22 protein-coding genes are annotated in these 20935 nt (G+C 53.9%); 4 read left to right on the forward strand and 18 right to left on the reverse strand.

Annotated features, from left to right (window positions below; translation table 11 throughout):
• Positions 1-61: 61 nt before the first annotated feature.
• From taeA to hemE, 7 genes are all read right to left on the reverse strand, one after another.
• Positions 62-1999 (reverse strand): ABC-F type ribosomal protection protein TaeA, encoded by a 1938-nt coding sequence (gene taeA, locus RB297_RS11580; protein WP_213579393.1) that lies wholly within the window; start codon positions 1997-1999, stop codon positions 62-64.
• 65 nt (positions 2000-2064) lie between these two features.
• Positions 2065-2871, reverse strand: coding sequence for a DUF92 domain-containing protein (locus RB297_RS11585; protein WP_375120481.1), 807 nt, complete (start codon positions 2869-2871; stop codon positions 2065-2067).
• A gap of 32 nt (positions 2872-2903) precedes the next feature.
• Positions 2904-3527, reverse strand: coding sequence for a fumarylacetoacetate hydrolase family protein (locus tag RB297_RS11590; protein WP_015736707.1), 624 nt, complete (start codon positions 3525-3527; stop codon positions 2904-2906).
• 3 nt (positions 3528-3530) lie between these two features.
• Positions 3531-4304, reverse strand: coding sequence for a glycerophosphodiester phosphodiesterase (locus RB297_RS11595; protein WP_009593791.1), 774 nt, complete (start codon positions 4302-4304; stop codon positions 3531-3533).
• A gap of 32 nt (positions 4305-4336) precedes the next feature.
• Positions 4337-5656: a CapA family protein gene (locus RB297_RS11600; protein WP_375120482.1), complete on the reverse strand. Its 1320-nt coding sequence runs from the start codon at positions 5654-5656 to the stop codon at positions 4337-4339.
• Between the two features lie 148 nt (positions 5657-5804).
• On the reverse strand, positions 5805-6746 hold the full coding sequence (gene hemH, locus RB297_RS11605) for a ferrochelatase (protein WP_375120483.1): 942 nt from the start codon (positions 6744-6746) through the stop codon (positions 5805-5807).
• A gap of 35 nt (positions 6747-6781) precedes the next feature.
• Positions 6782-7840 (reverse strand): uroporphyrinogen decarboxylase, encoded by a 1059-nt coding sequence (gene hemE, locus RB297_RS11610; protein ID WP_015736711.1) that lies wholly within the window; start codon positions 7838-7840, stop codon positions 6782-6784.
• Positions 7841-8077: 237 nt separating this feature from the next.
• Here hemE and RB297_RS11615 point away from each other — a divergent pair, with 237 nt between their 5' ends.
• Positions 8078-9289 (forward strand): MFS transporter, encoded by a 1212-nt coding sequence (locus RB297_RS11615; RefSeq protein WP_192571024.1) that lies wholly within the window; start codon positions 8078-8080, stop codon positions 9287-9289.
• Positions 9290-9382: 93 nt separating this feature from the next.
• On the opposite strand, the gene RB297_RS11620 is transcribed toward RB297_RS11615, so the two are convergent.
• Positions 9383-10018, reverse strand: coding sequence for an O-methyltransferase (locus tag RB297_RS11620; protein ID WP_096776069.1), 636 nt, complete (start codon positions 10016-10018; stop codon positions 9383-9385).
• Between the two features lie 160 nt (positions 10019-10178).
• Between RB297_RS11620 and RB297_RS11625 the strand changes: the two genes are divergently transcribed.
• On the forward strand, positions 10179-11327 hold the full coding sequence (locus RB297_RS11625; RefSeq protein WP_375120484.1) for a THUMP domain-containing class I SAM-dependent RNA methyltransferase: 1149 nt from the start codon (positions 10179-10181) through the stop codon (positions 11325-11327).
• Positions 11328-11497: 170 nt separating this feature from the next.
• Entirely contained in the window at positions 11498-13483 is a 1986-nt protein-coding gene (locus tag RB297_RS11630) for an LTA synthase family protein (RefSeq protein ID WP_375120485.1), read from the forward strand.
• 322 nt (positions 13484-13805) lie between these two features.
• On the opposite strand, the gene RB297_RS11635 is transcribed toward RB297_RS11630, so the two are convergent.
• The 6 genes from RB297_RS11635 to racE form a co-directional block, all read right to left on the reverse strand.
• Positions 13806-14072 carry a hypothetical protein gene (locus tag RB297_RS11635; RefSeq protein ID WP_009593780.1) on the reverse strand — a complete coding sequence of 89 codons (267 nt, stop codon included), beginning with the start codon at positions 14070-14072 and terminating at the stop codon, positions 13806-13808.
• A gap of 126 nt (positions 14073-14198) precedes the next feature.
• The gene (locus RB297_RS11640; protein ID WP_015736716.1) at positions 14199-14420 is read right to left on the reverse strand and encodes a YuzB family protein; all 222 of its coding nucleotides are present in this window, start codon (positions 14418-14420) and stop codon (positions 14199-14201) included.
• Between the two features lie 30 nt (positions 14421-14450).
• Positions 14451-14753 carry a HesB/IscA family protein gene (locus RB297_RS11645; RefSeq protein ID WP_009593786.1) on the reverse strand — a complete coding sequence of 101 codons (303 nt, stop codon included), beginning with the start codon at positions 14751-14753 and terminating at the stop codon, positions 14451-14453.
• 103 nt (positions 14754-14856) lie between these two features.
• Entirely contained in the window at positions 14857-15132 is a 276-nt protein-coding gene (locus RB297_RS11650; protein ID WP_192571020.1) for a hypothetical protein, read from the reverse strand.
• Between the two features lie 194 nt (positions 15133-15326).
• Complete coding sequence (locus tag RB297_RS11655) at positions 15327-16529, reverse strand: M14 family zinc carboxypeptidase (RefSeq protein ID WP_375120486.1); 1203 nt, start codon at positions 16527-16529, stop codon at positions 15327-15329.
• Positions 16530-16767: 238 nt separating this feature from the next.
• Positions 16768-17574, reverse strand: a complete 807-nt coding sequence (gene racE, locus RB297_RS11660; RefSeq protein ID WP_009593789.1) for a glutamate racemase — start codon at positions 17572-17574, stop codon at positions 16768-16770.
• A gap of 231 nt (positions 17575-17805) precedes the next feature.
• On the opposite strand from racE, the gene RB297_RS11665 reads away from it, so the two are divergent.
• Positions 17806-18903, forward strand: coding sequence for a nitric oxide synthase oxygenase (locus tag RB297_RS11665; protein WP_375120487.1), 1098 nt, complete (start codon positions 17806-17808; stop codon positions 18901-18903).
• 129 nt (positions 18904-19032) lie between these two features.
• On the opposite strand, the gene RB297_RS11670 is transcribed toward RB297_RS11665, so the two are convergent.
• The 4 genes from RB297_RS11670 to RB297_RS11685 all read right to left on the reverse strand — a co-directional run bounded on the left by RB297_RS11670 (position 19033) and on the right by RB297_RS11685 (position 20894).
• Positions 19033-19395, reverse strand: coding sequence for a YtxH domain-containing protein (locus RB297_RS11670; RefSeq protein ID WP_375120488.1), 363 nt, complete (start codon positions 19393-19395; stop codon positions 19033-19035).
• A gap of 15 nt (positions 19396-19410) precedes the next feature.
• Entirely contained in the window at positions 19411-19863 is a 453-nt protein-coding gene (locus RB297_RS11675) for a DUF948 domain-containing protein (protein ID WP_096776074.1), read from the reverse strand.
• A 279-nt stretch (positions 19864-20142) separates the two neighbouring features.
• Positions 20143-20565 (reverse strand): DUF86 domain-containing protein, encoded by a 423-nt coding sequence (locus RB297_RS11680; RefSeq protein ID WP_009593787.1) that lies wholly within the window; start codon positions 20563-20565, stop codon positions 20143-20145.
• Between the two features lie 41 nt (positions 20566-20606).
• Positions 20607-20894: a Dabb family protein gene (locus RB297_RS11685; protein WP_375120489.1), complete on the reverse strand. Its 288-nt coding sequence runs from the start codon at positions 20892-20894 to the stop codon at positions 20607-20609.
• Positions 20895-20935: the final 41 nt, after the last annotated feature.

Raw genomic sequence — 20935 nt, forward strand, 5'->3', positions numbered from 1 at the left:
CGTCCCGCCAAGGCCATAAGCCTGGGGACGCCCCTTTATTATTGGTGTTACGCATGCATATTCAAGATTTCTTGCTCTGCTCAATCTTCTCCGCAAGCTCGTTCAGATAGGTCCAGCGCTCCATCAAATGCTCCAGCTCGCCTTCCGTCTCCTCTTGGGACTTCATCAGCTCCTGAAGCCTGGCCGCATCGCTGCCGGCGGTCTCCATCTCCGATTGAATCGAAGCGAGCTTGTTCTCGGCGGCTTCGATAAGACCGTCAATCTGCTCGTACTCCCGCTGTTCTTTATAACTGAATTTCAAGCGCTCCCGCGGCGCTTCCTGAGCGGAACCGCTGCCTGAGCCTCCCGAAGCAGGCTTGGCACTGGATGCTTCCGCCTTGCCCCCGGCGGCTTCGCCGCCATGGCGCTGCATCCATTCGGCATATTCGCTGTAAGAGCCGACATGGACACGGATCTGTCCGTTGCCCTCAAACGCCATGATCTTGTCCACCGTTCGATCCAGGAAAAAGCGATCATGGGATACCACGATGCAGACGCCCGGGAATTCATCCAGGTACTGCTCCAGGACGGACAGCGTCTGAATGTCCAGATCATTGGTCGGTTCATCGAGAAGCAGCACGTTCGGCGCGCTCATCAGCACCCGCAGCAGGTACAGCCTGCGCTTTTCGCCCCCGGACAGCTTGGCGATCGGCGTCCACTGCAGCGCCGGCGGGAACAGGAAGCGTTCCAGCATCTGGGCCGCGGTAATGGCCGAGCCGTCCGCCGTGCGGACAACCTCCGCTTCATCCTTGATATACTCAATCACTCGCTGACTGCCGTCCATCTCCTGATGCTCCTGGGTGAAATAACCGAGCTTGACCGTGGGGCCAAGCACGACTTCCCCGGCATCCGGCTGAAGCCGCCCGGCAATCAGATTGAGCAGCGTGGATTTGCCGCTGCCGTTCGGGCCAACGATGCCGATCCGATCCTCGGGAACGGCAATGTAGGAAAGATCCTGAATGAGAACTTTGTCGTCGCTCTTCTTCCGCAGACCTTCAATCTCCAGAATTTTTCGTCCCAGCCGGGTAGAAGCGACCGAGACGTCCAGTTCGCCGGAGCTGTGTACCATCTCCTGATCCTTGAGCTTCTCGAATCGTTCGATCCTCGCCTTCTGCTTGGTCGTACGCGCCTTGGCTCCTCGGCGAATCCAGGCCAGTTCGTTCCGCAGCAAATTCTGGCGCTTCTGCTCGGAAGCAGCCTCACGCTCCTCGCGCTCCGCCTTCAGTTCCAGAAAGCGGCTGTAATTCGCCTCATATCGGAACAGCCGCCCGTGGTCCAGCTCCAGCATGACATTGGCCACCCGGTCCAGAAAATACCGATCATGCGTAATCATGAGCAGCGCACCCCGGCGCTTCTGCAGATACTGTTCCAGCCAGGCCACGGATTCATTGTCGATATGGTTCGTCGGCTCATCCAAGATAAGCAAATCGGAAGGCTGAATCAAGGCCGCAGCCAATGCGACCCGCTTACGCTGGCCGCCTGAGAGCGTCCCCATCTTCGCGTCATAATTCCGGATGCCCAGCTTGGACAGGATGGTTTTCGCATCGCTTTCCAGCTGCCACGCCTGCAGCGTATCCAGCGTCTGATTGAGCTTCAGCAGCTTCTGCTGCAGGTCTTCGCGATTCGGATGCAGCTCCAGCAGTTCCATCGTTTCGGTGTACTCCCGGACCGCCTTCATCTCTGGAAGATCGCCCTCAAATACCTGCTGCAGGACGGTATTGTCCGGATCAAACTCGGGGTTCTGGGCCAGATAACGCACCCGGATGCGATTGCCCATCGATATTTTACCGGCATCCGGCGGCTCAATCCCCGCGATAACGCGCATAAACGTGGATTTCCCCGTGCCGTTTACGCCGATGATCCCGATTTTATCCTGGTCCTCCATCCCGAAGGAAGCATCCTGAAACAGAATTTTGTCTCCATAGCTTTTCGTTACCTGTTCCACGGTCAATATATTCATAGTTATGATCCCTACTTACATTTATAGATTTCGTTGATCGTTCCTTCATCGGTAAGACGGATACATTATAACGCAATCCACGCCGCAATCCCATAAGCTGCCGCGCCGCCAAGCAATGAGCTGACCAGATTGACCGCATCGTTGGATATCCAGGCATGTCCGCGCATGCGCACCGTATCCTGGCCGCAATGTCGAGACACTTCCACCGATTTGCCGCACGCCGGGCAGCGATACATTACCTGCATGGTCGCACCGAGGTACGAATCGGCAAAAGCTCCGACCATGCCGCCCGCAAGGGCAGCCAGGACATACGGCAACAGATCCGCATTCATGCCGCTCCACTCGGCCAGCAGCCATCCGCCTGCCCCAATCAGCATACTCCCCGCCGCCGCCGCCGCGGAGCCGACCCAGGACACGCCGCCGGATTCCCCGGCTGTCAGCACCCTTCCGTTCAGCACGGAACGCGGAGGCTTCCGGCTAAGGCTGCCCACCTCCGTGGCCCAGGTATCCGCCGTCACCGTAGCCATGACGCCTATAAACAGGTACACCCACAGATGGGACGGAATCCATACGTTCAACAGACACAGCACCATGCCGATGCCGCCATTGGCGAAGACCTGACCGGCATCCCGCCGGCCGGTCTTGGCATAGGATTTCTCCAGGTCCGCCTTCCGCTGCTTCCCATGCCGCGAGAGCAGCGTGGACGTTATGAAAAAAAGAAGCAGGGTTCCGAACCAAAACGCGTTCCCTGCTCCGTAATATATGGTACCCATCAGAATAGCGGCTAAGGCTCCGGATTCCGATAACGATCGTTTCCTGTAAGCGGCTCCTGCCACGATGACGGCACCCGCTGCCCCGATCAGCCAATCCATCCGCGATCCCTCCCATAATAAAGCTTGTCAGATTACCCGATTTCGCAGCGGCCCAGACGGACGTCTCCCCAGAACAGTTCGAACACGTCGCCGGATTCCGTGGGTCCCACGCCGGCCGGCGTGCCTGTGAAGATCAAATCCCCTTGACCAAGACCGTAATGCTCGCCGATGTAATCGATGATGCGCTGAAGAGAGAAGATCATATCCTTCACATTCCCCCGCTGGACCTGGGCGCCGTTCTTCCAGACGGTAAAATCCTTATCCTCAAGCTTGGCGGTTCCCGGGAAAGCAATGGATGGCGTAAGCGGTGCGGAAGATTTAAACGCCTTTGCCGCCGTCCACGGGTGTCCTTTCTCCTTAATGACCGTCTGTACGTCACGCAGCGTGAAATCGATGCCAAGGGCCATCGTTTTTACAAGCTCGTCCACGGTCTTGCCTGGCGCGTAATCCTCCGCAAGCTGAATAACAAGCTCGCCTTCAAAATGAAGGCTGCCCCTGTCCATCGGCAGCTTCAGCACGCTGCCGTCCAGCGGAACGACGGCATGCGAGGGTTTAAGAAAAATCATCGGCTCTTCCGGTACGGCATTGCCGAGCTCCGCCGCATGCAGTTGGTAATTACGTCCTACACAATAAACGTTATTCACTAGGGCACACATCAATTAAAACCTCCATTTTCTTCGCCAGAACGGAACTTTTGGTGCAATTTTATGAATAAAGATTTGGCCCCATGTATCGGGCCGGTTCGTACAGATCATGATGGCGGGATTCATTCGGGCGAGCGATCTCATGCTCTTCGCATCATCCACCGTCCAAGCCATGGGCGTAATGCCGTTCTTCACCAGATCCGACGCAAAAGCCGCATCCAGGTGGGAATAGCCGATGGATAAAAAGGAACATTTCATTTGCTTCAAGCGTGCCAGCAAATTGCGAGGATGCGCATCGATGATAAGTCCGGTTTTCACGTCGGGCTCCAATTCCTTTGCCTTCATCAAAGCTTTCGGTTCAAACGAAGTAAGCACCACGTCCGGCAGCATCCGGTGGGCTTGAATCCGCTCCAGGACAGCGGCTTCCAGGCCGGGATACATGTCCCCGCTCGTTTTGAGTTCGATGTTAAGTTTCAATCGGCCTTTGACCAGCTGCAGGACCTCATCCAGCGATGGAACCTGCTCTCCCCTGAACTGGCGTCCCTTCCATTCTCCGGCGTCCATCCTCCGGATTTGCTGCCAGGTCAGATCCTTCACCTTGCCCTTCCCGGTCGTCGTACGATCCACGCTGAAGTCATGGATCACGACAGGGACCCCGTCCTGAGTCAGCTGCACATCAATCTCCATCCAATGCACGAAGGGCTCATCCATCGCCATCTGAATGGCTGCGCGCGTATTTTCAGGCGCTTTACCGGAAAACCCCCGGTGAGCCACGCATAAATTGTTCATGGTGGGACCTCCTTGATGTAACGTTTAACGAATTAGTCTGCGGCCTTGCCTGCTATAACTTCACCATCAAGCGCTATTTTGACGCCGCCGACGGATCGCTCCTGGACCTCTTTCAGCAGGGCTTCAGCTTCTTTGCCTTCAAGCGGAATGACCTGTCCGATCTCCGTACGGTAAGGCGTCAGCTTCAGGTCGCAGTCTCCTTGCTTGCTGCATGAAGCCCGGAACACGGCTGTTTTCCACGTATCCGCATTCGACGATTTGGTAAAGATGAAATTGCCGGTGCTGTACGCAATCCACTTGCCCTTGTACTGCTCCAATCCCTGCAGCACATGCGGGTGGCCGCCGATAATCAGATCGGCGCCGCCGTCAATGAATGCGCGTGACAGATTGATCTGATGGACATTCGGCGTCTTATGAAGCTCCTCCCCCCAATGGGCGATGACAACCACCAGATCGGCCTTGTTCCTTGCCTCCTGGATCGCTTCAACCGCCTTGGGCAGCACATGGTCATAAGCCCCGGCGACCCCCGGCCTGTTCTCCAGCGCATACCAGGTCGTCTCCGGCAGGACGCGGCTGAACCCAAGCAAGGCAACCGTCATGCCCTGAAGCTCGAAATATTCGGCCGCAAAGGCTTCTTCTTCATTCCGTCCTGCTCCCACATAACGGATATCATGGTCCTTCAGGTGCTTCAAGGTATCCAATAGCCCCTCCTGCCCCTGATCCAGAATGTGATTGTTAGCCAGATTAACGGCTTCCACCCCGGCATCCCGAAGGGCGGGCAATACGTCCGGAGAGGACTTGAATACGAATTTCTTGTTGGCGGCGCCAACGCCTCCGGTCGTAACCGGGGTTTCCAGATTAAGCACGGTTAGGTCGTCCTCCAGAAATGCGGTACCCAGGTGCTTGTAGGGATAATCGTATCCATGCTTCTTCAGCTCAGCCTCCACCTTGCCCGAGAACAACGTGTCCCCTGCAAAATGCATGACCACCCGCGCTGCCATCTCGTCATCGGCAGGTTCATCCGCTGCGCTGCCATCAGGCCCCGTTATCGCGGAATCGGGAGGTTCGCCGGGCTCCGTCGTCGTCGAAGGATCCGAATCCGTTCCCGCGCCTACATCCTGCTGCCCGGAGCCGGTGCTTCCCGCCTGCTCCCCTTCCATGCCAAAGTCCGGCATACCAGGGGGATAAGCCGTTTGCGGAACCGGATCTTCCTTGAATTTAAAATGATAAACAAGCAAAGCAGCGATCATAAAAATCAGGCATAGGTTCAGAATGAGCCAAACCTGTCCGGTTCGCTGCTTACGGGCCTTCTTCTCGGCCTTGCTTTTCTCTGATCGTGACAGATGCTGCATAGGTCACTCCTTTATTCACTCATGAGCTCGCGCAATAAGTCGCTTCCCCCATTATACCAGCTTCCCCATAAAGAATAGAACCCCCCGTCGCCGGGGAGTTCCATATCAAAGCATTCTGTTGAGAAATTCGAAAATCGGGTAATACGGCTTACAGTCCAATCAAGGTGATCACGGAGTCGCTGAGCGCCTCCATATAGAGCGGGTCGCTGTTCAAGGAGTCGATGCGCTCAAGCCGCATATCCATCTCCTTTGCAATGCTTTTGGCTTCGATATCCAAATCGTACAGCACCTCAAGATGATCCGATACGAAACCGACCGGCGCGACCAGCACGTCCTCCACCTGTTCTTCTTTGTTCAGCGCCTGCAGCGTATCCAGAATGTCCGGGCCCAGCCAAGGCTCCGCCGTCCGGCCGGCGCTTTGCCACGTAAACTGCCACTGCTTCACGCCTGCCTTCTCGGCTACGGCCTTGGATGTCTCAAGCAGCTGATCCTGATAAGGATCTCCGACGGACAAAATGCGTTCCGGAAGGCTGTGGGCACTGAACAGCACCCTCACGCTGTCCCGAACAGCCCCCGCTTGCTCGAACTGGTTCAGCTTCGCCGACACCCGGTCTGCAAAAGCCTCGATCAGTTTCGGATGCATGTGATAGCTCTCCACGAACGAAATCTGAAGTCCCAGCTCATCGGCTTTCGCCTGCGCACGCTTCACGTAGGATCCGATGCTCATGGTGGAATAATGGGGAGCCAGCACGATGCCGACGGCTTCCTCGATGCCGTCCCGGACCATTTGCTCCACGCCGTCTTCGATATACGGAGCCGCGTGCTTCAAGCCTTGATAACACACAAACTCAAGATCGATGGCCCGGGGATCCGCATTTAATGTATCCTGCAGCGTGCGGACCTGCCGGTCCGTGTTCTCGCGGAGCGGAAACACGCCTCCCACAATCGCCTCATAGCGGTCCGTCAGCTCCTTGAGCTGCTCTTCCGACGGCTTATATCCACGGCGGATATGCGTATAATAACTTTCGATTCCTTCCATGCTCTCCGGCGTGCCGTAGGACATGACCAATACGCCAATCTTATTCTTCATACCATCTCACCTCTGGCTAATAAAATATTCAACGTTTAAGAGCGTTGTGCTCCTGCCTGCAATGCTTGAGCGGAGTATTCGTGAATATACGAGGTCAGCTCACGCAGCTTCTCCAGGGAAGCCTCCGGGAATAAACCGTGTCCTAGATTAAACACAAAGCCCGGCTCCTGAATCCCCTGATCGATAATTTCTTTGGCATACTGCTGAATGACCGGCATCGGCCCGGTCAGAACCGTCGGATCCAAATTGCCCTGAACGGCATATTTATGCTCCAAACGGCGGCGTCCTTCCGTAATGGACACTCGCCAGTCGAGACCGATGACATCCGTGCTGAGATCCGTAAGCGTAGGCAGCAGCTCTCCTGAGCTTACCCCCGGGAAATAGATCTTCGGAACGCTAAGGTCCTGAAGCTCGGCAAAGATACGCTGAATGGTTGGAAGGACAAACGTTTGGAAATCCTTTGGAGACAAAGCTCCAACCCAGCTGTCGAACAATTGAAACGCTTTCCCGCCGTTTGCCACGTGGGCGCGCAAATAAGCGATCACCATGTCGCCGAGCTTGTCCATCAGCGAAAACCATACCTTCGGCTCGCTGTACATAAGCTCTTTCGTGCGAAGATAATTTTTGGAAGGTCTGCCTTCGATGAGATAACTGGCAATCGTGAACGGAGCACCGGCAAACGTAATGAGCGGAACGTCGAGCTCCTTGTCCAGAATACGGATCGTCTCCAATACATGGCCGAGATCACCTTCCACGTCGATCGGGCGAAGCTTCTCTACATCCGCTGCGGATCGGATCGGATTGTCGATCACGGGACCGATATTTTTCACAATATCGAAGTCTACCCCGATCGAGGCAACGGGATTCATGATATCGGAATATAAAATAGCCGCGTCCACGCCGAGCTTCCGTACCGGCATCAGGGTCACTTCTGCCGCCAGCTCGGGTTGACTGCATATTTCCAGCAGGGAGTACTTTTCTTTAATCTTTCGATACTCCGGGTCGTAGCGTCCCGCTTGTCGCATGTACCATACAGGAACGTGGTCCACTTCCTGCTTGCGGCAAGCGCGGATGAATTGATCGTTATAGGTCATGATTAGGCCCCCATCAATGTGTATAAAGTTTCCTAAAGAACATTATGCCCTTTTTAAAAGTAAGTAACAACCGTCTTACATGGACATCCTATGAAAATCACATGACAATCTTATGACATTGTTAGCATTTGGCACTTTTTAAATATGTTATACTGGAAGAACGGCTTTTTTAGGGTAATTCCACATACGTCCGGTTCGAGCCGGACCCGACAGCTTAGAAAGGAAGTGAAAGGCACATTGACCAATTGGAAAATCAATCTCATTGTGCTTTGGTTCGGGCAGTTCTTGGTCAACTCCGGGATGACCATGATCACCCCGTTCCTGACATTATATTTGGCGCAGGACCTGAATGTCGTAGGAGACCGGGAGATAGGAGTATGGGCCGGATTGATCTTTGCCGCCAACTTCCTGACCTCGTTTATTTTTCAGCCGATCTGGGGAAAAGTCGCCGATAAGTACGGACGCAAAATCATGCTGCTGCGCTCCGGCTTCGGCATGGCGCTTGTCATCGCATGCATGGGCTTTGCCACCCATCCGTGGCATCTGCTGGCTCTTCGGCTGCTGAACGGTACCATATCGGGATTTAACCCTGCGGCGATATCGCTCGTATCGGGCACGACGCCCAAGAATCGGATGGGGTTTGCGATGGGCATCATGCAATCCGGACAAGTCGCCGGAACCATACTCGGTCCGTTGATCGGCGGACTCATGGCCAGCTGGGTCGGCTTCCGGCCGATTTTCTATATTACAGGCGGGTTAATCTTTACGGCCTCGCTGCTCGCCTTGTTCCTCGTCAAGGAAAACTTCAACCGCGAGCGGGCGGCCAAGGCGCCGCAACCATCGGTTATCGCCGGGCTCAAGGAGCTGAGCCACATTCCGCAGCTGCCGGCGTTATTCGCCGTCACGTTCCTGCTTCAATTCGCGATGATCAGCCCTATGGCGCTGCTCCCGCTGTATGTTCAGAAGCTTCATGGATCCGCGGTGGATATCGCGATATGGGCCGGATTCGTCGTGGCGGTCACGGGGCTGTCGAACATGATCGCCTCCCCGATTCTCGGCAAGTTCAGCGACAAGGTCGGCGCGCACCGCATACTGACGTACGCCTTGATCGGTACGGGACTTACGTTGATCCCGCAAGCCTTCGTGCAATCCGTGTGGCAGCTGATCATCGTGCGGTTCATGATGGGCGTGTTCATGGGCGGGCTGCTGCCAAGCGTCAACGCGCTGATTCGCTCCTACACGCCGGACGGCATGGAAAGCCGCTCCTTCGGCTTCAACACAAGCTCACTTGCGCTTGGCAACATGCTGGGTGCGGTGATCGGCGGATTCTTATCCGGATTCATCGGAATCGAAGGATTGTTCATTACATCCGGCTGCCTGCTGATCATCAATATGTTATGGGTGAGACGGAAACTGTTCTCGCATAAGCCTTCGCCCAAATACCGTTGAGCCTGCCAGCAGAATAACAGCAACCGTCTTATCCAAAAAGGGGCTGTCCCGTGGTCTAACCGACCCGAGGACAGCCCCTTTGTGTTATCTGTTTCATCCCTTCACGCGCGCAAGGATCAGCCCGTCATAGGCGGGCAGCAGCGTGCTGATCAGCCTCTCGTCCGTCGCGATGATTTCATTAAAGCGGCGGACGGCCTGAACCGAAGGACCGTTCTTCTCCGAGTTCAGCGTCCGGCCCCGCAAAAAGCAATTGTCTCCGGCAATGAGGGCACCGGGATTGGCAAGCTCCATGGCATATTCCAAGTACAGAGGATAGTTCTCCTTATCCGCATCAATAAAGAAAAAATCGAATGTCCGCCCTTCCTGCTTCAACGCCTCCAGGCTATCCGCCGCCGGACCGATGCGGTACTCCACCTGATCCTTGAATCCGGCCTTCTCCAGATGACGTCCTGCGAGTGCCGCATATTCTTCCTTCAGCTCTAAGGACGTGAGCTTGCCGTCGGCTGCAAGTCCGCGACACAGACAGATGCCGCTATATCCGCCAAGGGCGCCGATTTCGAGAATATTCCTTGCGCCGGCAGCCTGTACCAGCATGGTCAGCAGCCGGCCGTATGCCGGTGCCACCGAAACCTCCGGCATCCCGTGCTCGCGGATGGCTTCTATTACAAGCCGAAGCTCTTCATCTTCAGGGTATAATTGGTTAACATAATCATCAGGGGTCGTAAGCAATGAAGCTGCCTCCTTTTTCTCATAACATGCCTTGACTCCGTTAAACCTAACGAGAACTATCATATGATAATTGTCTTAGTCAATGCAATCGCCTATACTATATAGATTGAACCGGCGGCGACTCTCGCCGTACACATGTTAAATGGAGTTGACATCGTTAATGCCTCGATTACAATTGATCGCGACGGCCCCGATGGGGCTGGAAGCCGTCGTTGCCCGCGAGTTGAAAGAGCTCGGGTATGCCGACATGGAAGTAGAGAATGGAAGAGTTACCTTTTCGGGTGACCTGATCGATATTTGCCGCTGCAATCTATGGCTCCGGACGTCGGACCGAATCCTCGTCAAGATGGGGGAATTTACGGCCCTGACCTTCGACGAGCTCTTTGAAGGAACCAAAGCGCTGCCGTGGGAGGAATGGATTCCGGCGGATGGCGAATTCCCCGTGGAAGGACGTTCCCATAAATCGCAGCTTAGCAGCGTTCCCGCCTGTCAGGGCATCGTGAAAAAAGCTATCGTGGAGAAGCTGAAGCTCTCGCACCGCACGGAATGGTTCCCCGAGGACGGTCCCCGTTATGTAGTCGAGGTATCTCTCTTGAAGGATCGAGCCATCCTGACGCTGGATACGACAGGGCCAGCCCTGCATAAACGAGGTTACCGCAAGCTGGTGACGGAAGCTCCGCTGAAAGAAACGATGGCTTCCGCCCTGCTTCAGTTAAGCCGCTGGGGCCCGCATCGCCCGCTGTATGACCCGTGCTGCGGTTCGGGCACGATCCTGATCGAAGCTGCTATGATGGCCTGGAACATTGCGCCTGGCCTGCGCCGGTCGTTCCCGTCCGAGCACTGGGATATCATCGGAGACAGCCTGTGGGAGGATGCGCGCGAGGAGGCGTTTGATGCGGTGAAGGACGATATTCCGCTCCATATCGCAGGAAGCGATATCGACCCGAAAGCCATCGAAGTAGCCAAAGCCGCTGCCAAAAGCGCGGGCCTTGCCGGCGAAATCGACTTCAAGGTCCTTCCAGCGGCCAAAGCCATCCCTGATGGCGAATTCGGCTGTATTATCACTAATCCGCCTTACGGCGAACGGTTAAGCGAGAAAGAGGAAGTTGAACGTTTGATCCGCCAATTCGGCTCCGTCATGCATTCGCTTCCGACCTGGTCCTTCTTCGCGATCAGCCCGACCAAGCAATTCGAGCATTACTTCGGCCGCAAGGCGGACAAGCGCCGCAAGCTGTTCAACGGCCGGATCGAGTGCCAGTATTATCAATATCTGGGGCCCTTGCCACCGCGTAACAAATCGGCGGAATAAAGTCATGACGCCGCTTGAACCGCCGCCTTCGGGCGGCTTTTTTGTCTGCATCGCCGTTTGAATTCATGCCGGGCCAAGCTATAATTAGAAAAGCGTCTATCTACGTTCTTGCATAGAAATCAGACAACGTTTCGAGAATGTTATAGTTTTAGATAAAGGAGGATACCCTCGTGCTCTCATCGCCGTCATGGATCGATATCCGCAGCCGGGTCTCCAGAGGACTGCATTACCGCTACACCGCCTATCTGTTATTCCTTATCCTCATGATGTACAAGCTGATCATGCTGGATCATCAGCTCCATATTGCCAACATGAAGCTGGACCGGGCCGACTATGTGATCGCCGTCGGCTCGCTCCTGCTGATCTCCTTCTGGACCTTATGGCTCCCGGCAAGAGGCCGGCTTGCTTCATTAACCCTACTGAATCTGGTATGGACGGGGATCCTGTACGCCGATTTAATCTATTACCGGTACTTCGATGATTTCATAACGGTGCCGGTGCTCATGCAGGCCGGGCAAGTCGGCTCGCTCGGAGACAGCATCCGTTCCCTTATACACGGCGTCGACCTGTTCTTTTTTATCGATTGGCTTGTCATCGTCCCGTTTACGGCCGTGATGGTGTTCCGCAAACGGACATCGACCTCCGAAACGTACGGGTTCCCGGGTGAATTTCAGCGGCATCGGCGGAAACGGGTGTTTGGCCGGTTGGCAGCTGGTACGCTCGTCTTCATCCTTGGCATGGTGATGACTTTCGTTCCCATCAAGAAAGCGTCCGATACTTGGGCTGTCGGCCTCTTTGAAGGCAATTGGTGGAATATTACGCTATATAACGTGACGGGACTGATCGGTTTTCACGGATATGATCTGTACCGTTACGGCCGGGATCATCTCATCGGCCAGCCGAAGCTGGCAGATGAAGAGGTCAACCAGGTCAAGGCATGGTTTGATGCCAAGCATGGGAAAGCATCCGGTACCGGGGCTTTGTTCGGCAAGTATAAAGGCAGCAACGTCATCATGATCCAGACGGAGGCCTTCATGAATTTTGTCATTGGCCAGTCGATTGGGGGGCAGGAAATCACCCCCAACTTCAACCGTTTGATGAAGGACAGCATGTATTTCAGCAATTTCTACCATCAAACCGGGCAAGGACGAACGTCCGATGCGGACTTTGTCACGCACAGCTCCCTGCTTCCCCTGCCCACGGGTTCCGTGTTTACGCGATATGCCGACCGCGAGTACGATACTCTTCCGGAGATTCTGAAGGAGCAGGGTTATGCAGCAAACGTGTTCCATGCCTATGACAGCAGCTTCTGGAACCGGACGACGATGTATCGGGAAATGAACTATGACCGTTTTTACAGCAAGAAGGATTATGAAATGAACGATGTGCTCGGATGGTCGCTGAGCGACAAAGCATTCTTCGCGCAATCGCTGGATCGTATGAAAGGCATCGAGCAGCCCTTCTATTCCTTCCTGATTACGTTAACGAGCCATCATCCGTATTATGTCCCGAAGGATGCCCGCAAGCTGGATACTGGAGAGTTTGAAGGCACGATGTTCGGGGATTATCTGCAGTCGATCCATTATGTGGACGAAGCCTTCGGCCAGTTCGAGGAGCAGATGAAGCAGCAAGGGCTGTGGGATAATACCATACTGCTCATCTATGGCGATCACGATAATTCGATCAAGGAAATATCGGACTATGAGAAGTTTCTTGGACGGGATCTGAACGCACTCGACATGGAACAGATCATGAACCAGGTCCCCCTGCTCATTCGCCTGCCTGACGGCGGGAATGCCGGAGTATATCCCGAGGCCGCCGGCATGATGAACGTGACGCCGAGCATCCTTCATCTTCTCGGCGTATCGGAAGCCCCGTATTACTGGATCGGGGGCCATCTGTTTGATGATAAGCCGCGTCTGATTCCGCTGCGCAGCGGCGCTTTTTCCGAAGAGAAGGTGTTCTACCTGCCTTCTGAAACGGCCGGGCTGGAAGGTGGAACCTGTTATGATCTGACAACGCGTCAGCCAACCGATATCCAGGCCTGCCGTGACGGGTACGACGAAACCCGGAAGCAGCTGCAAATCTCGGACCAAGTCATCACGTACGATCTGTTGAAGTTATTTAAAGCACAGGGCAAGGGTGAAATGGAGTAACAGAACAGCTTCGATTTAGGTTCAACCCAAGACCCAGGCGCCCCGCTTAACCAAAAAAACAGGTTGATCATGATGATCAGCCTGTTTTTTAATGCGATTTTCGATAAGACCATGTCCCCTTACAAGAAGACCCTTATTCTTGCCGCCTGCTTCTTCCACCCTGCCCAATAGAGCACTGACTCGAGTCGGTTTCCCATCTTGGCAAACGCTTCACCACATATCACCTGAGCTTCTTCTAGGATGGCCGCCCCAGCTTCATATAAGTTGGCCAAAAAGCCCGTTCAAAGCTTGAAAGCTCTGGAACGGGCTTGCACAGGATGATTTACTTTTTAGCCGAACGAAGCTTGGACAGGCGTTCCTTCTCTTCACCTAACAACTCTTCCGCCAATTCCACGGCGTTTCGGTTCCCCTGCTCGATCACCTGAGCGACTGCTTGCTCTGTATGGGATAACGAATTCTCCGCTTGCTGAATTAACTGTTCCGTCGGATGAGACATGGCCGAGGATACGGCACGGTGCAGTTTCTCCACGGAATCTAACGCGCTGTTGCTTGGACTGTTGGAGTGAAGACTGGAATCGTGACTGTTCATGACGGATGCTCCCTTCTAAAGTCGTGTTCCTGTTGCCCTCTTAGCATGGATGGCTGAGCCAGGAACTATACCCGTAGAAATGGGAAATCCATGAATCTTCGATTGGGGGCCCGAACAGCCCGTTGGTTACTTCACAAACGGCAGCGCCTTTGCCAGCACCTCATCCTCTGTAGGTGCGCTGACATACCGGCCGTTGATATAAATGAATGCGCGTTTGCCGCAAGGACCGCAATAGGATTTGCAGCCGATCTTAATGTCGGCATCCGGCACCATTTTCTGAATCTTCGGGATGATTGTCTTCAATTTCGTATGCCTGCATTTCTCGCAGACGCGAATATCATTAGCCATTATTCATTACCTTCTTTGTTCTGAAGTATCCTAGTGGTCGCCGTGATTCCCTTGGGATGGATTCGTAATGACAAAGCCTTCCTCGGGAAAATAAAGATAGTCGATTTTGACGCCGTCCAAAAAAGGTTGTCCAGCCTCCAAAATGACGTCGATCTCTTTATCCGTCGATACGACGACATCGCTTTCCTTAGGTGTGTCCAGATCCAGTCCATAGTGGGCATGATCGCCATGCGCATGGGTAACCAGCACGCGAAGTTTTTTGTCCTTGTTTTCTTCCTTGTCCAGCTCTCGCTTTATCACTTTGGCCGCATTGCGGGTAATTTTACATTTCACGTATATTCATCTCCTCACGGATGTTTCATTCAATATGTTATTGTAGACCCCTGCCGACTTTTTCGCAAGGGTTCTGTCCGTATTGCCGCTGACTGAAGGCCGCTTACCTTGCGCGCTTGACCGTGCCTTGGTTCTCATCGAGCAAACCCGGATATTTCCGTTCGACGCGGGATACGAACCAGTTCATCAGCAGCATCGTGACTCCGATATCATCGATCGGCAGGAAAGGCATGAAATCCGGCAGTACCCAATACAGCGCAACCGGAACCAGGAATAACAGCTTGTCCCCTAAAGCAACCCGGGAAGAGGCCAAGTACCCGAATATCCGCTGGAATACGTGCGACCAGCGCCGAAGCGACCATAATCTTCTCCACTTCATGGTGCATACCTCCATTCCAATTGCATGAATATATATTACCCAATTCCTGAATCTCTAAGAAATCCCGGCCATTCCTATGCGGCCCGCAATCAATCATAGGGCGAAAAGAGGCCACTGCCTTGATCCATGACAAGCAGCGGCCGATTCTTCTATCTTTGTATACGTTTAGGAATGCTTCTCGTTTCATTATCAGGTTATTCCAAAGACATGAACGCCGATAGGATCGATCCCACCTCGACGCACAGGTCCTCGAAATCCTCGAGCGGCAGCGGATTAATCCCATAACCGATCTCCACCGTAAAGCCCGGTCTCCTGAAATGCTGAATGAACCAATCCTTGTAGCCCGCATCGCTCCCCTGAAGCTTCACCGGCCTGTAACCGCCCGCCTGACCCATTATTCTGGCCATGTTCTCGCTTTCCGGAGGTTCGTAGTCCCTGTAATTCCAATAAATTTCCCTGCCTTGGCTGTGAAGGGAAACGGCTCGTTCCGGAGAGATCGACAGGGTATGCTGATAGACGGTCTCGGCTTCCGGCTCGCTCAGCGGCTTAGCCCCCGCATAATCCTGCGGAGAAGGACGCGTTTTGCCCCTGCGAGCAACTTCCTCGTTCCAATGCGCCGGGAATTGGTCCCCCAAATCCACGCCGTTGATATTCGCCTTCCAGCGGCGAAAGTCCTCGCGACCGCCATTCCATTCCAGCAGACGTTCATAATAGGGATGAGAAGGTGTGATTCCTTCTTGTACGAGTTCTACTCCGTCCGGGTTTGCCATCGGGACAACCCACAGCGTATAGTCCTGGTACCAGGCCGTCGGTTCCTGATGATAAACCGTTGAATCTTGGACCAACGCCCTGCCGTACTCCTCCATGAATCGCATCAGACAAGGAGTGGTGATCCATTCATTGGCATGCAGCGCCGCATTCATGTGAAGATTCTTCGGGCCTTTGCCGATTTTGGCCGCATATATGGGTTTGCCGAGCACGCTCCGTCCGATGACGCTCCACTCGATGGCAGGGTAAAGCAGCTGCATCTCTTGGATATCGCGCTCCAGATCCCCCGGCCCATATTCGCCGGTTAACCGTATCAAATGCTTATGCGTTGGGCCCGGCAGAACGATCGTTTTTCCCTGGGGCAGCTGATTAGCCGATAAACCGGGATTCAATTCTTCCAAGGCTTCCTTGCGAAACCGGAACGCACTGGCAATACGATCAAACGTATCATGCTCCTGAATGACATACCGCCGGCGCAGCGATGCAGGAAGATAGAGCATTTGTCCCTGCTGGAGATACGGCTGCTGGGCGGCCCATGGATTTGCCGTAATCAGCTGTTCATACGCCAGACCATGTCTGGCAGCCACGCGTCTTAGTGTATCGCCTTTCTGTACGACATATTGCTGCATAATGGATTCCTTTCCGCGGCTAAGCCGCTTCAATTAGTGTCCAATGCATGTATATGAGCAGCCGCTTGTCCGACATGAATAATGCAGCTGATCGAAAACGGCGCCAAGCCCCTTCCTATCGTATGAAGGCGATCGTGAAACCAAAGAAAGGCAGGAAAGGGCCCCATCCCTTGTCCTGCCTGCCTCGCATTCTCGTATTCGCAATCATTCTAATAAGCTTTAAAGTATGAACCGTGAATTATAGCTTCGTAATCTGCCATACCACCGGCGTCCGCTTGATATGCTCACCAAGCCATTCGGTTGCAATGCTCTGAAAAATCTCCGGATCTCCTGTACAGAAAAATTGATGCACCGGCCCTTCCATGCTGCTCGCGAGTTGGCCTTTATCGTACAGAATCGTGCTGACTTCGCGTGCCGTTTCATCGGCGGAGCTGATCAGCTTCACATTCGGCCCCATGACGGTTTGAATCGTATTCATGAGAAACGGATAGTGGGTACAACCCAGGATCAGGCAATCAATGGAGGTATCCTTGATGCCTCGTAGCGATCGCTCCACCACCTGCAGGGAATCCTTGGACCGGAACAATCCGTGTTCGACGAGCGGTACCAATTCGGGGCAGGCTTGACTCTCTACCCCGATATATGGTGACAGCTGTTTCAGAGCCGCTGTATACGCTCCGCTGCCAATGGTTCCGACCGTACCGATCACGCCGACGTGTCCGGTCTTCGTTGCGCTTATGGCGGCTCGTGCCCCTGGATGAATGACACCGATGACCGGCACGGGCACTTTGGACGAAATATAATCAAGCGCCGCCGCCGTTGCCGTATTACAGGCGATAACGATCATTTTGGGATCATATTGAATTAAATAATCTACGATTTGCTCCGTAAATAAACGGACTTCTTCCGGTGTACGGGGTCCGTAGGGTGCGCGGGCTGTATCTCCGAAATAAATAATCTTCTCTCTCGGGAGCTGTCTCATCACTTCTTTGGCGACAGTCAGCCCGCCCACACCCGAGTCTAGTATTGCGATTGCTTGCTGCACGAACCCACCGCTTCCTTCTTGTCAAATTCATGGTTTACAGTGATACCATATGTCATTTCGGATCGAAATGTACCTTAAATCTTACCCCAATTCCCCCCTATCTTCAACAAGGGCGCCGTTGTGAAAAACCTTGGATACGATGTTCAAGCAATTGTAGGACTCTTGCTCCAGATGTGGAGCTTAGGTAGTTTATACTATAGTAAGCGCGCGTATAGAAAAGGAGAATCTCACGTGAATGACAGCATACATCGCACGGGCCTTTTTCAGGCTGCGGAGCAGTTTATCGGGCTCTGTTATGCAGAGTTAAACCGGACCGGGGAAGAAGTGCAGTCCCGGATCCGCGACATCCGCTCACAGATCGAGCGGACAGGTACATATGAACATACGATAGAGGAACTGACGCACGGGGCCAAAATGGCCTGGCGAAACAGCAACCGCTGTATCGGGAGACTGTTTTGGGATCGCCTGAAGGTCATTGATGCCAGACACTTAACGAAGACCTCCGACATCTTTTCGGCGCTTCTCCACCATATCGAGAGTGCCACCAATGGCGGAAAGATCATACCTACGATTACCATTTTCAGAGCTGCGCGTCCCGGGGAAGCTCCCCTAATGATCAAAAACCATCAATTGATTCGGTATGCGGGTTACGAAACGCCGGACGGCACGATTGGCGACCCGGCTTCGATCGCCTTCACGAAGGAATGCATGGAGATGGGTTGGCAGGGTGACTTGACCGCCCATGATGTGCTGCCGCTGGTGGTGCAGCAGGGGAATGAGCCGCCCGAGTGGCTGCCGATACCGAAATCCTCCGTGCTGGAGGTCTGCCTGGAGCATCCTGATCTTCCGGAGCTTAAAGAGGAAGGGTTAAAATGGTACGGGGTGCCTCTCATCTCGGACATGCTGCTTGAGATCGGGGGCGTTACGTATACGGCCGCTCCGTTCAACGGATGGTATATGGGAACCGAAATCGGTGCCCGCAACCTCGCAGATGAGGCCCGTTACAACAAGCTTCCGCTCATCGCCAAGCTGATGGGACTGGAGACTTCAAGCGAAGCCACCTTGTGGAGGGATCGTGCCCTGGTCGAACTCAATGTGGCCGTGCTCTATTCCTACAAAAAGGCGGGCGTCAGCATCGTGGACCATCACTCGGCTGCAGCCCAGTTCGGTCTGTTCGAACGGCGTGAAGCGCAGGCCGGGCGCGAGCTTACCGGAGACTGGAGCTGGCTGATTCCTCCGGTTTCGCCGGCCACCACGCATATTTTTCATGCATCCTATCATAATGACATGCATTCGCCGAATTTCCATTATAGGAACAAGGGACAATAATCCCGCCTGACCATGCTAAACACCTAAACGCAGCAAAGCCGGGGCGTTTGGCGCCGCCCCGGCTTTTCATGTATTTTGGCGTGATCCTTATTCCCGTAATCGATGTGCTGAAGACTGATGATCCTGGTTTTAATCGTTGATCTTCTCTTCCGAAACAGAGGGCACATACGCCTCTTCTTCAAAATCCTCATCAAACGAGGACACCTGTGCGATTTCCTCTTCTGCCAGCCAGCTCTCCTGCCGGTTCCGCCAGGACTGAATGTCGGAGATGACATGCTCGGCACGATCCGTCATGATGCCGATCAGATTAACTCCCTGCTCTCCTACCTTCTCCGCTGCCTCCTGCACCTTAGCACCGATTCCGCGTGCGCCGTCAGCAATGTCATCCCGAAGCTCTTTGCCGGATTTCGGAGCCAGAAGAAGTGCGGTAATAGAACCTGCAACACTGCCGATCAATACTCCCCAGAGGAGTCCTTTGCTCTTCTCTTTCATATCCCATCTCTCCTTCTATTTGGCTTGCCCTTCGCCGGACTTGGAGGCATATTTGTTCCAGGAATGCCAGAGCGTCATCCCGGCATCCACCCAACGGAACATCTCCCCGATCTGCCGTTCATTATCGAGGCGAGCACGTTCCAGATGCTCAATGGCCGTTATGGAAGCTTTTTTCCCAACAGCATGAACCGCATCGGCCGTCTTGGCTAAGGCTGTCGCTGCACTGGACATGGAAGCGGCAAAAGCTTCGCCGGCTGCCAGCTGACGCTGTATCATCTCCAAAGAGACGGAAGCCTGCTCAAGCACTTGCGAAGCCTCCTGTGCCAATCGGGCGCTGTCTTCTTCAAGCCGGCCCAGCATGGTCTCAGCCCGCCGCATCAGCTTTCTAATCGACAGCATCATGACCACCGCGGCAACCGCGATCAGCACGATGCCGGCGGCAGCGGCCAGCGCACTCCATTCTGTCATCGGGAACTCCTCCTTTCGTCCGACCGGGCGAATGCCTAGTCGCTTGATGCATTATAAGCAGGTTGGGCTTGTCTTGACACAACATCGGCGATCTTTTTATTTCGGCCAGAGAACAACGAATATTCCCGCCCGCTCAAGGAACATGCCGGCAACGGTACGAATTCAACAAAAAACAGACCGTTCAGAGGATTCCCTGAAGGTCTGTTCTTCCATGAGTCATATAGATGAACGAGCCCATGCGGGCATGGGAGAAATCATTCAAGCTAAGCTAAGCAGCCATCAGTACAGTTCGTTCTTTAAATATTCGCGAACGTTTCCCGCAAACTGCTCCAGCACATCGGGAAGTACGGGCGTTAAAGAATGCAACGCCTGCCGGTCCCAATCATAGTAGTCCTGTACGAGCGGCTTACGTAAACGAACCAGCTCCATCAGAACCTTATGAACCTCTTGCGGAAACACCTTTTCCTCATGATTGATATCCATGATATCTTCGTAACTGCTGGCATCCCGCATAATAAATCCGTCGATCAGGTAGCTGCCCACATCCGTGACGACCTCGATCGCCAGATGAAGCGCACGCTCCTGAACCAGGCCCAGCACCAGGCCTCCGTCCCAAGATTGCGCCGCGGCCCGCAAACCTTCCGCAATGTCCGGAATTGCGTTCAGCCGCCGTTCAATTTGCTCTTGATTCACATAATACACCGCAAATCTCCTCCAGCCTGTTGTTGTAAGTCTATCTACGCCTACACTTCAAAATCAACGCTAAGCGTATGATCTTTCACCGTATTGATGTATTGGATCACTTCCTGGTGTACGGGGTGAACGGCATAAGCCTGCAAAGCTTCAAGATTGTCCACTTCAACGATCAAAGCCAAATCATAAGAGCGCTCGGAGCGGATCACATCGGCACCCGCTTCAAGGGATCTCAGCATCGGAATTTTCCCGTCCATGTCACGCAGCACCTGCACGGTTTTCTCAATATTCTCTGCGGTTGGATCCTTCAATTTAAAAAAAACAATATGTTTAATCATCGTCCGTTCCTCCATCTCTAGCATATATGTAAAACTAAAAC

Origin of the sequence: Paenibacillus sp. CR_12 (assembly GCF_041953985.1) — a bacterium.
GTDB classification, from domain to species: domain Bacteria; phylum Bacillota; class Bacilli; order Paenibacillales; family Paenibacillaceae; genus Paenibacillus_AQ; species Paenibacillus_AQ lautus_A.

Coding starts and splice junctions, on each gene's coding strand:
- taeA (WP_213579393.1), bottom strand. CDS start 1,999: ATGAATATATTGACCGTGGAACAGGTAACGAAAAGCTATGGAGACAAA.
- RB297_RS11585 (WP_375120481.1), bottom strand. CDS start 2,871: ATGGATTGGCTGATCGGGGCAGCGGGTGCCGTCATCGTGGCAGGAGCC.
- RB297_RS11590 (WP_015736707.1), bottom strand. CDS start 3,527: ATGTGTGCCCTAGTGAATAACGTTTATTGTGTAGGACGTAATTACCAA.
- RB297_RS11595 (WP_009593791.1), bottom strand. CDS start 4,304: ATGAACAATTTATGCGTGGCTCACCGGGGGTTTTCCGGTAAAGCGCCT.
- RB297_RS11600 (WP_375120482.1), bottom strand. CDS start 5,656: ATGCAGCATCTGTCACGATCAGAGAAAAGCAAGGCCGAGAAGAAGGCC.
- hemH (WP_375120483.1), bottom strand. CDS start 6,746: ATGAAGAATAAGATTGGCGTATTGGTCATGTCCTACGGCACGCCGGAG.
- hemE (WP_015736711.1), bottom strand. CDS start 7,840: ATGACCTATAACGATCAATTCATCCGCGCTTGCCGCAAGCAGGAAGTG.
- RB297_RS11625 (WP_375120484.1), top strand. CDS start 10,179: ATGCCTCGATTACAATTGATCGCGACGGCCCCGATGGGGCTGGAAGCC.
- RB297_RS11635 (WP_009593780.1), bottom strand. CDS start 14,072: ATGAACAGTCACGATTCCAGTCTTCACTCCAACAGTCCAAGCAACAGC.
- RB297_RS11640 (WP_015736716.1), bottom strand. CDS start 14,420: ATGGCTAATGATATTCGCGTCTGCGAGAAATGCAGGCATACGAAATTG.
- RB297_RS11650 (WP_192571020.1), bottom strand. CDS start 15,132: ATGAAGTGGAGAAGATTATGGTCGCTTCGGCGCTGGTCGCACGTATTC.
- RB297_RS11655 (WP_375120486.1), bottom strand. CDS start 16,529: ATGCAGCAATATGTCGTACAGAAAGGCGATACACTAAGACGCGTGGCT.
- RB297_RS11670 (WP_375120488.1), bottom strand. CDS start 19,395: ATGAAAGAGAAGAGCAAAGGACTCCTCTGGGGAGTATTGATCGGCAGT.
- RB297_RS11675 (WP_096776074.1), bottom strand. CDS start 19,863: ATGACAGAATGGAGTGCGCTGGCCGCTGCCGCCGGCATCGTGCTGATC.
- RB297_RS11685 (WP_375120489.1), bottom strand. CDS start 20,894: ATGATTAAACATATTGTTTTTTTTAAATTGAAGGATCCAACCGCAGAG.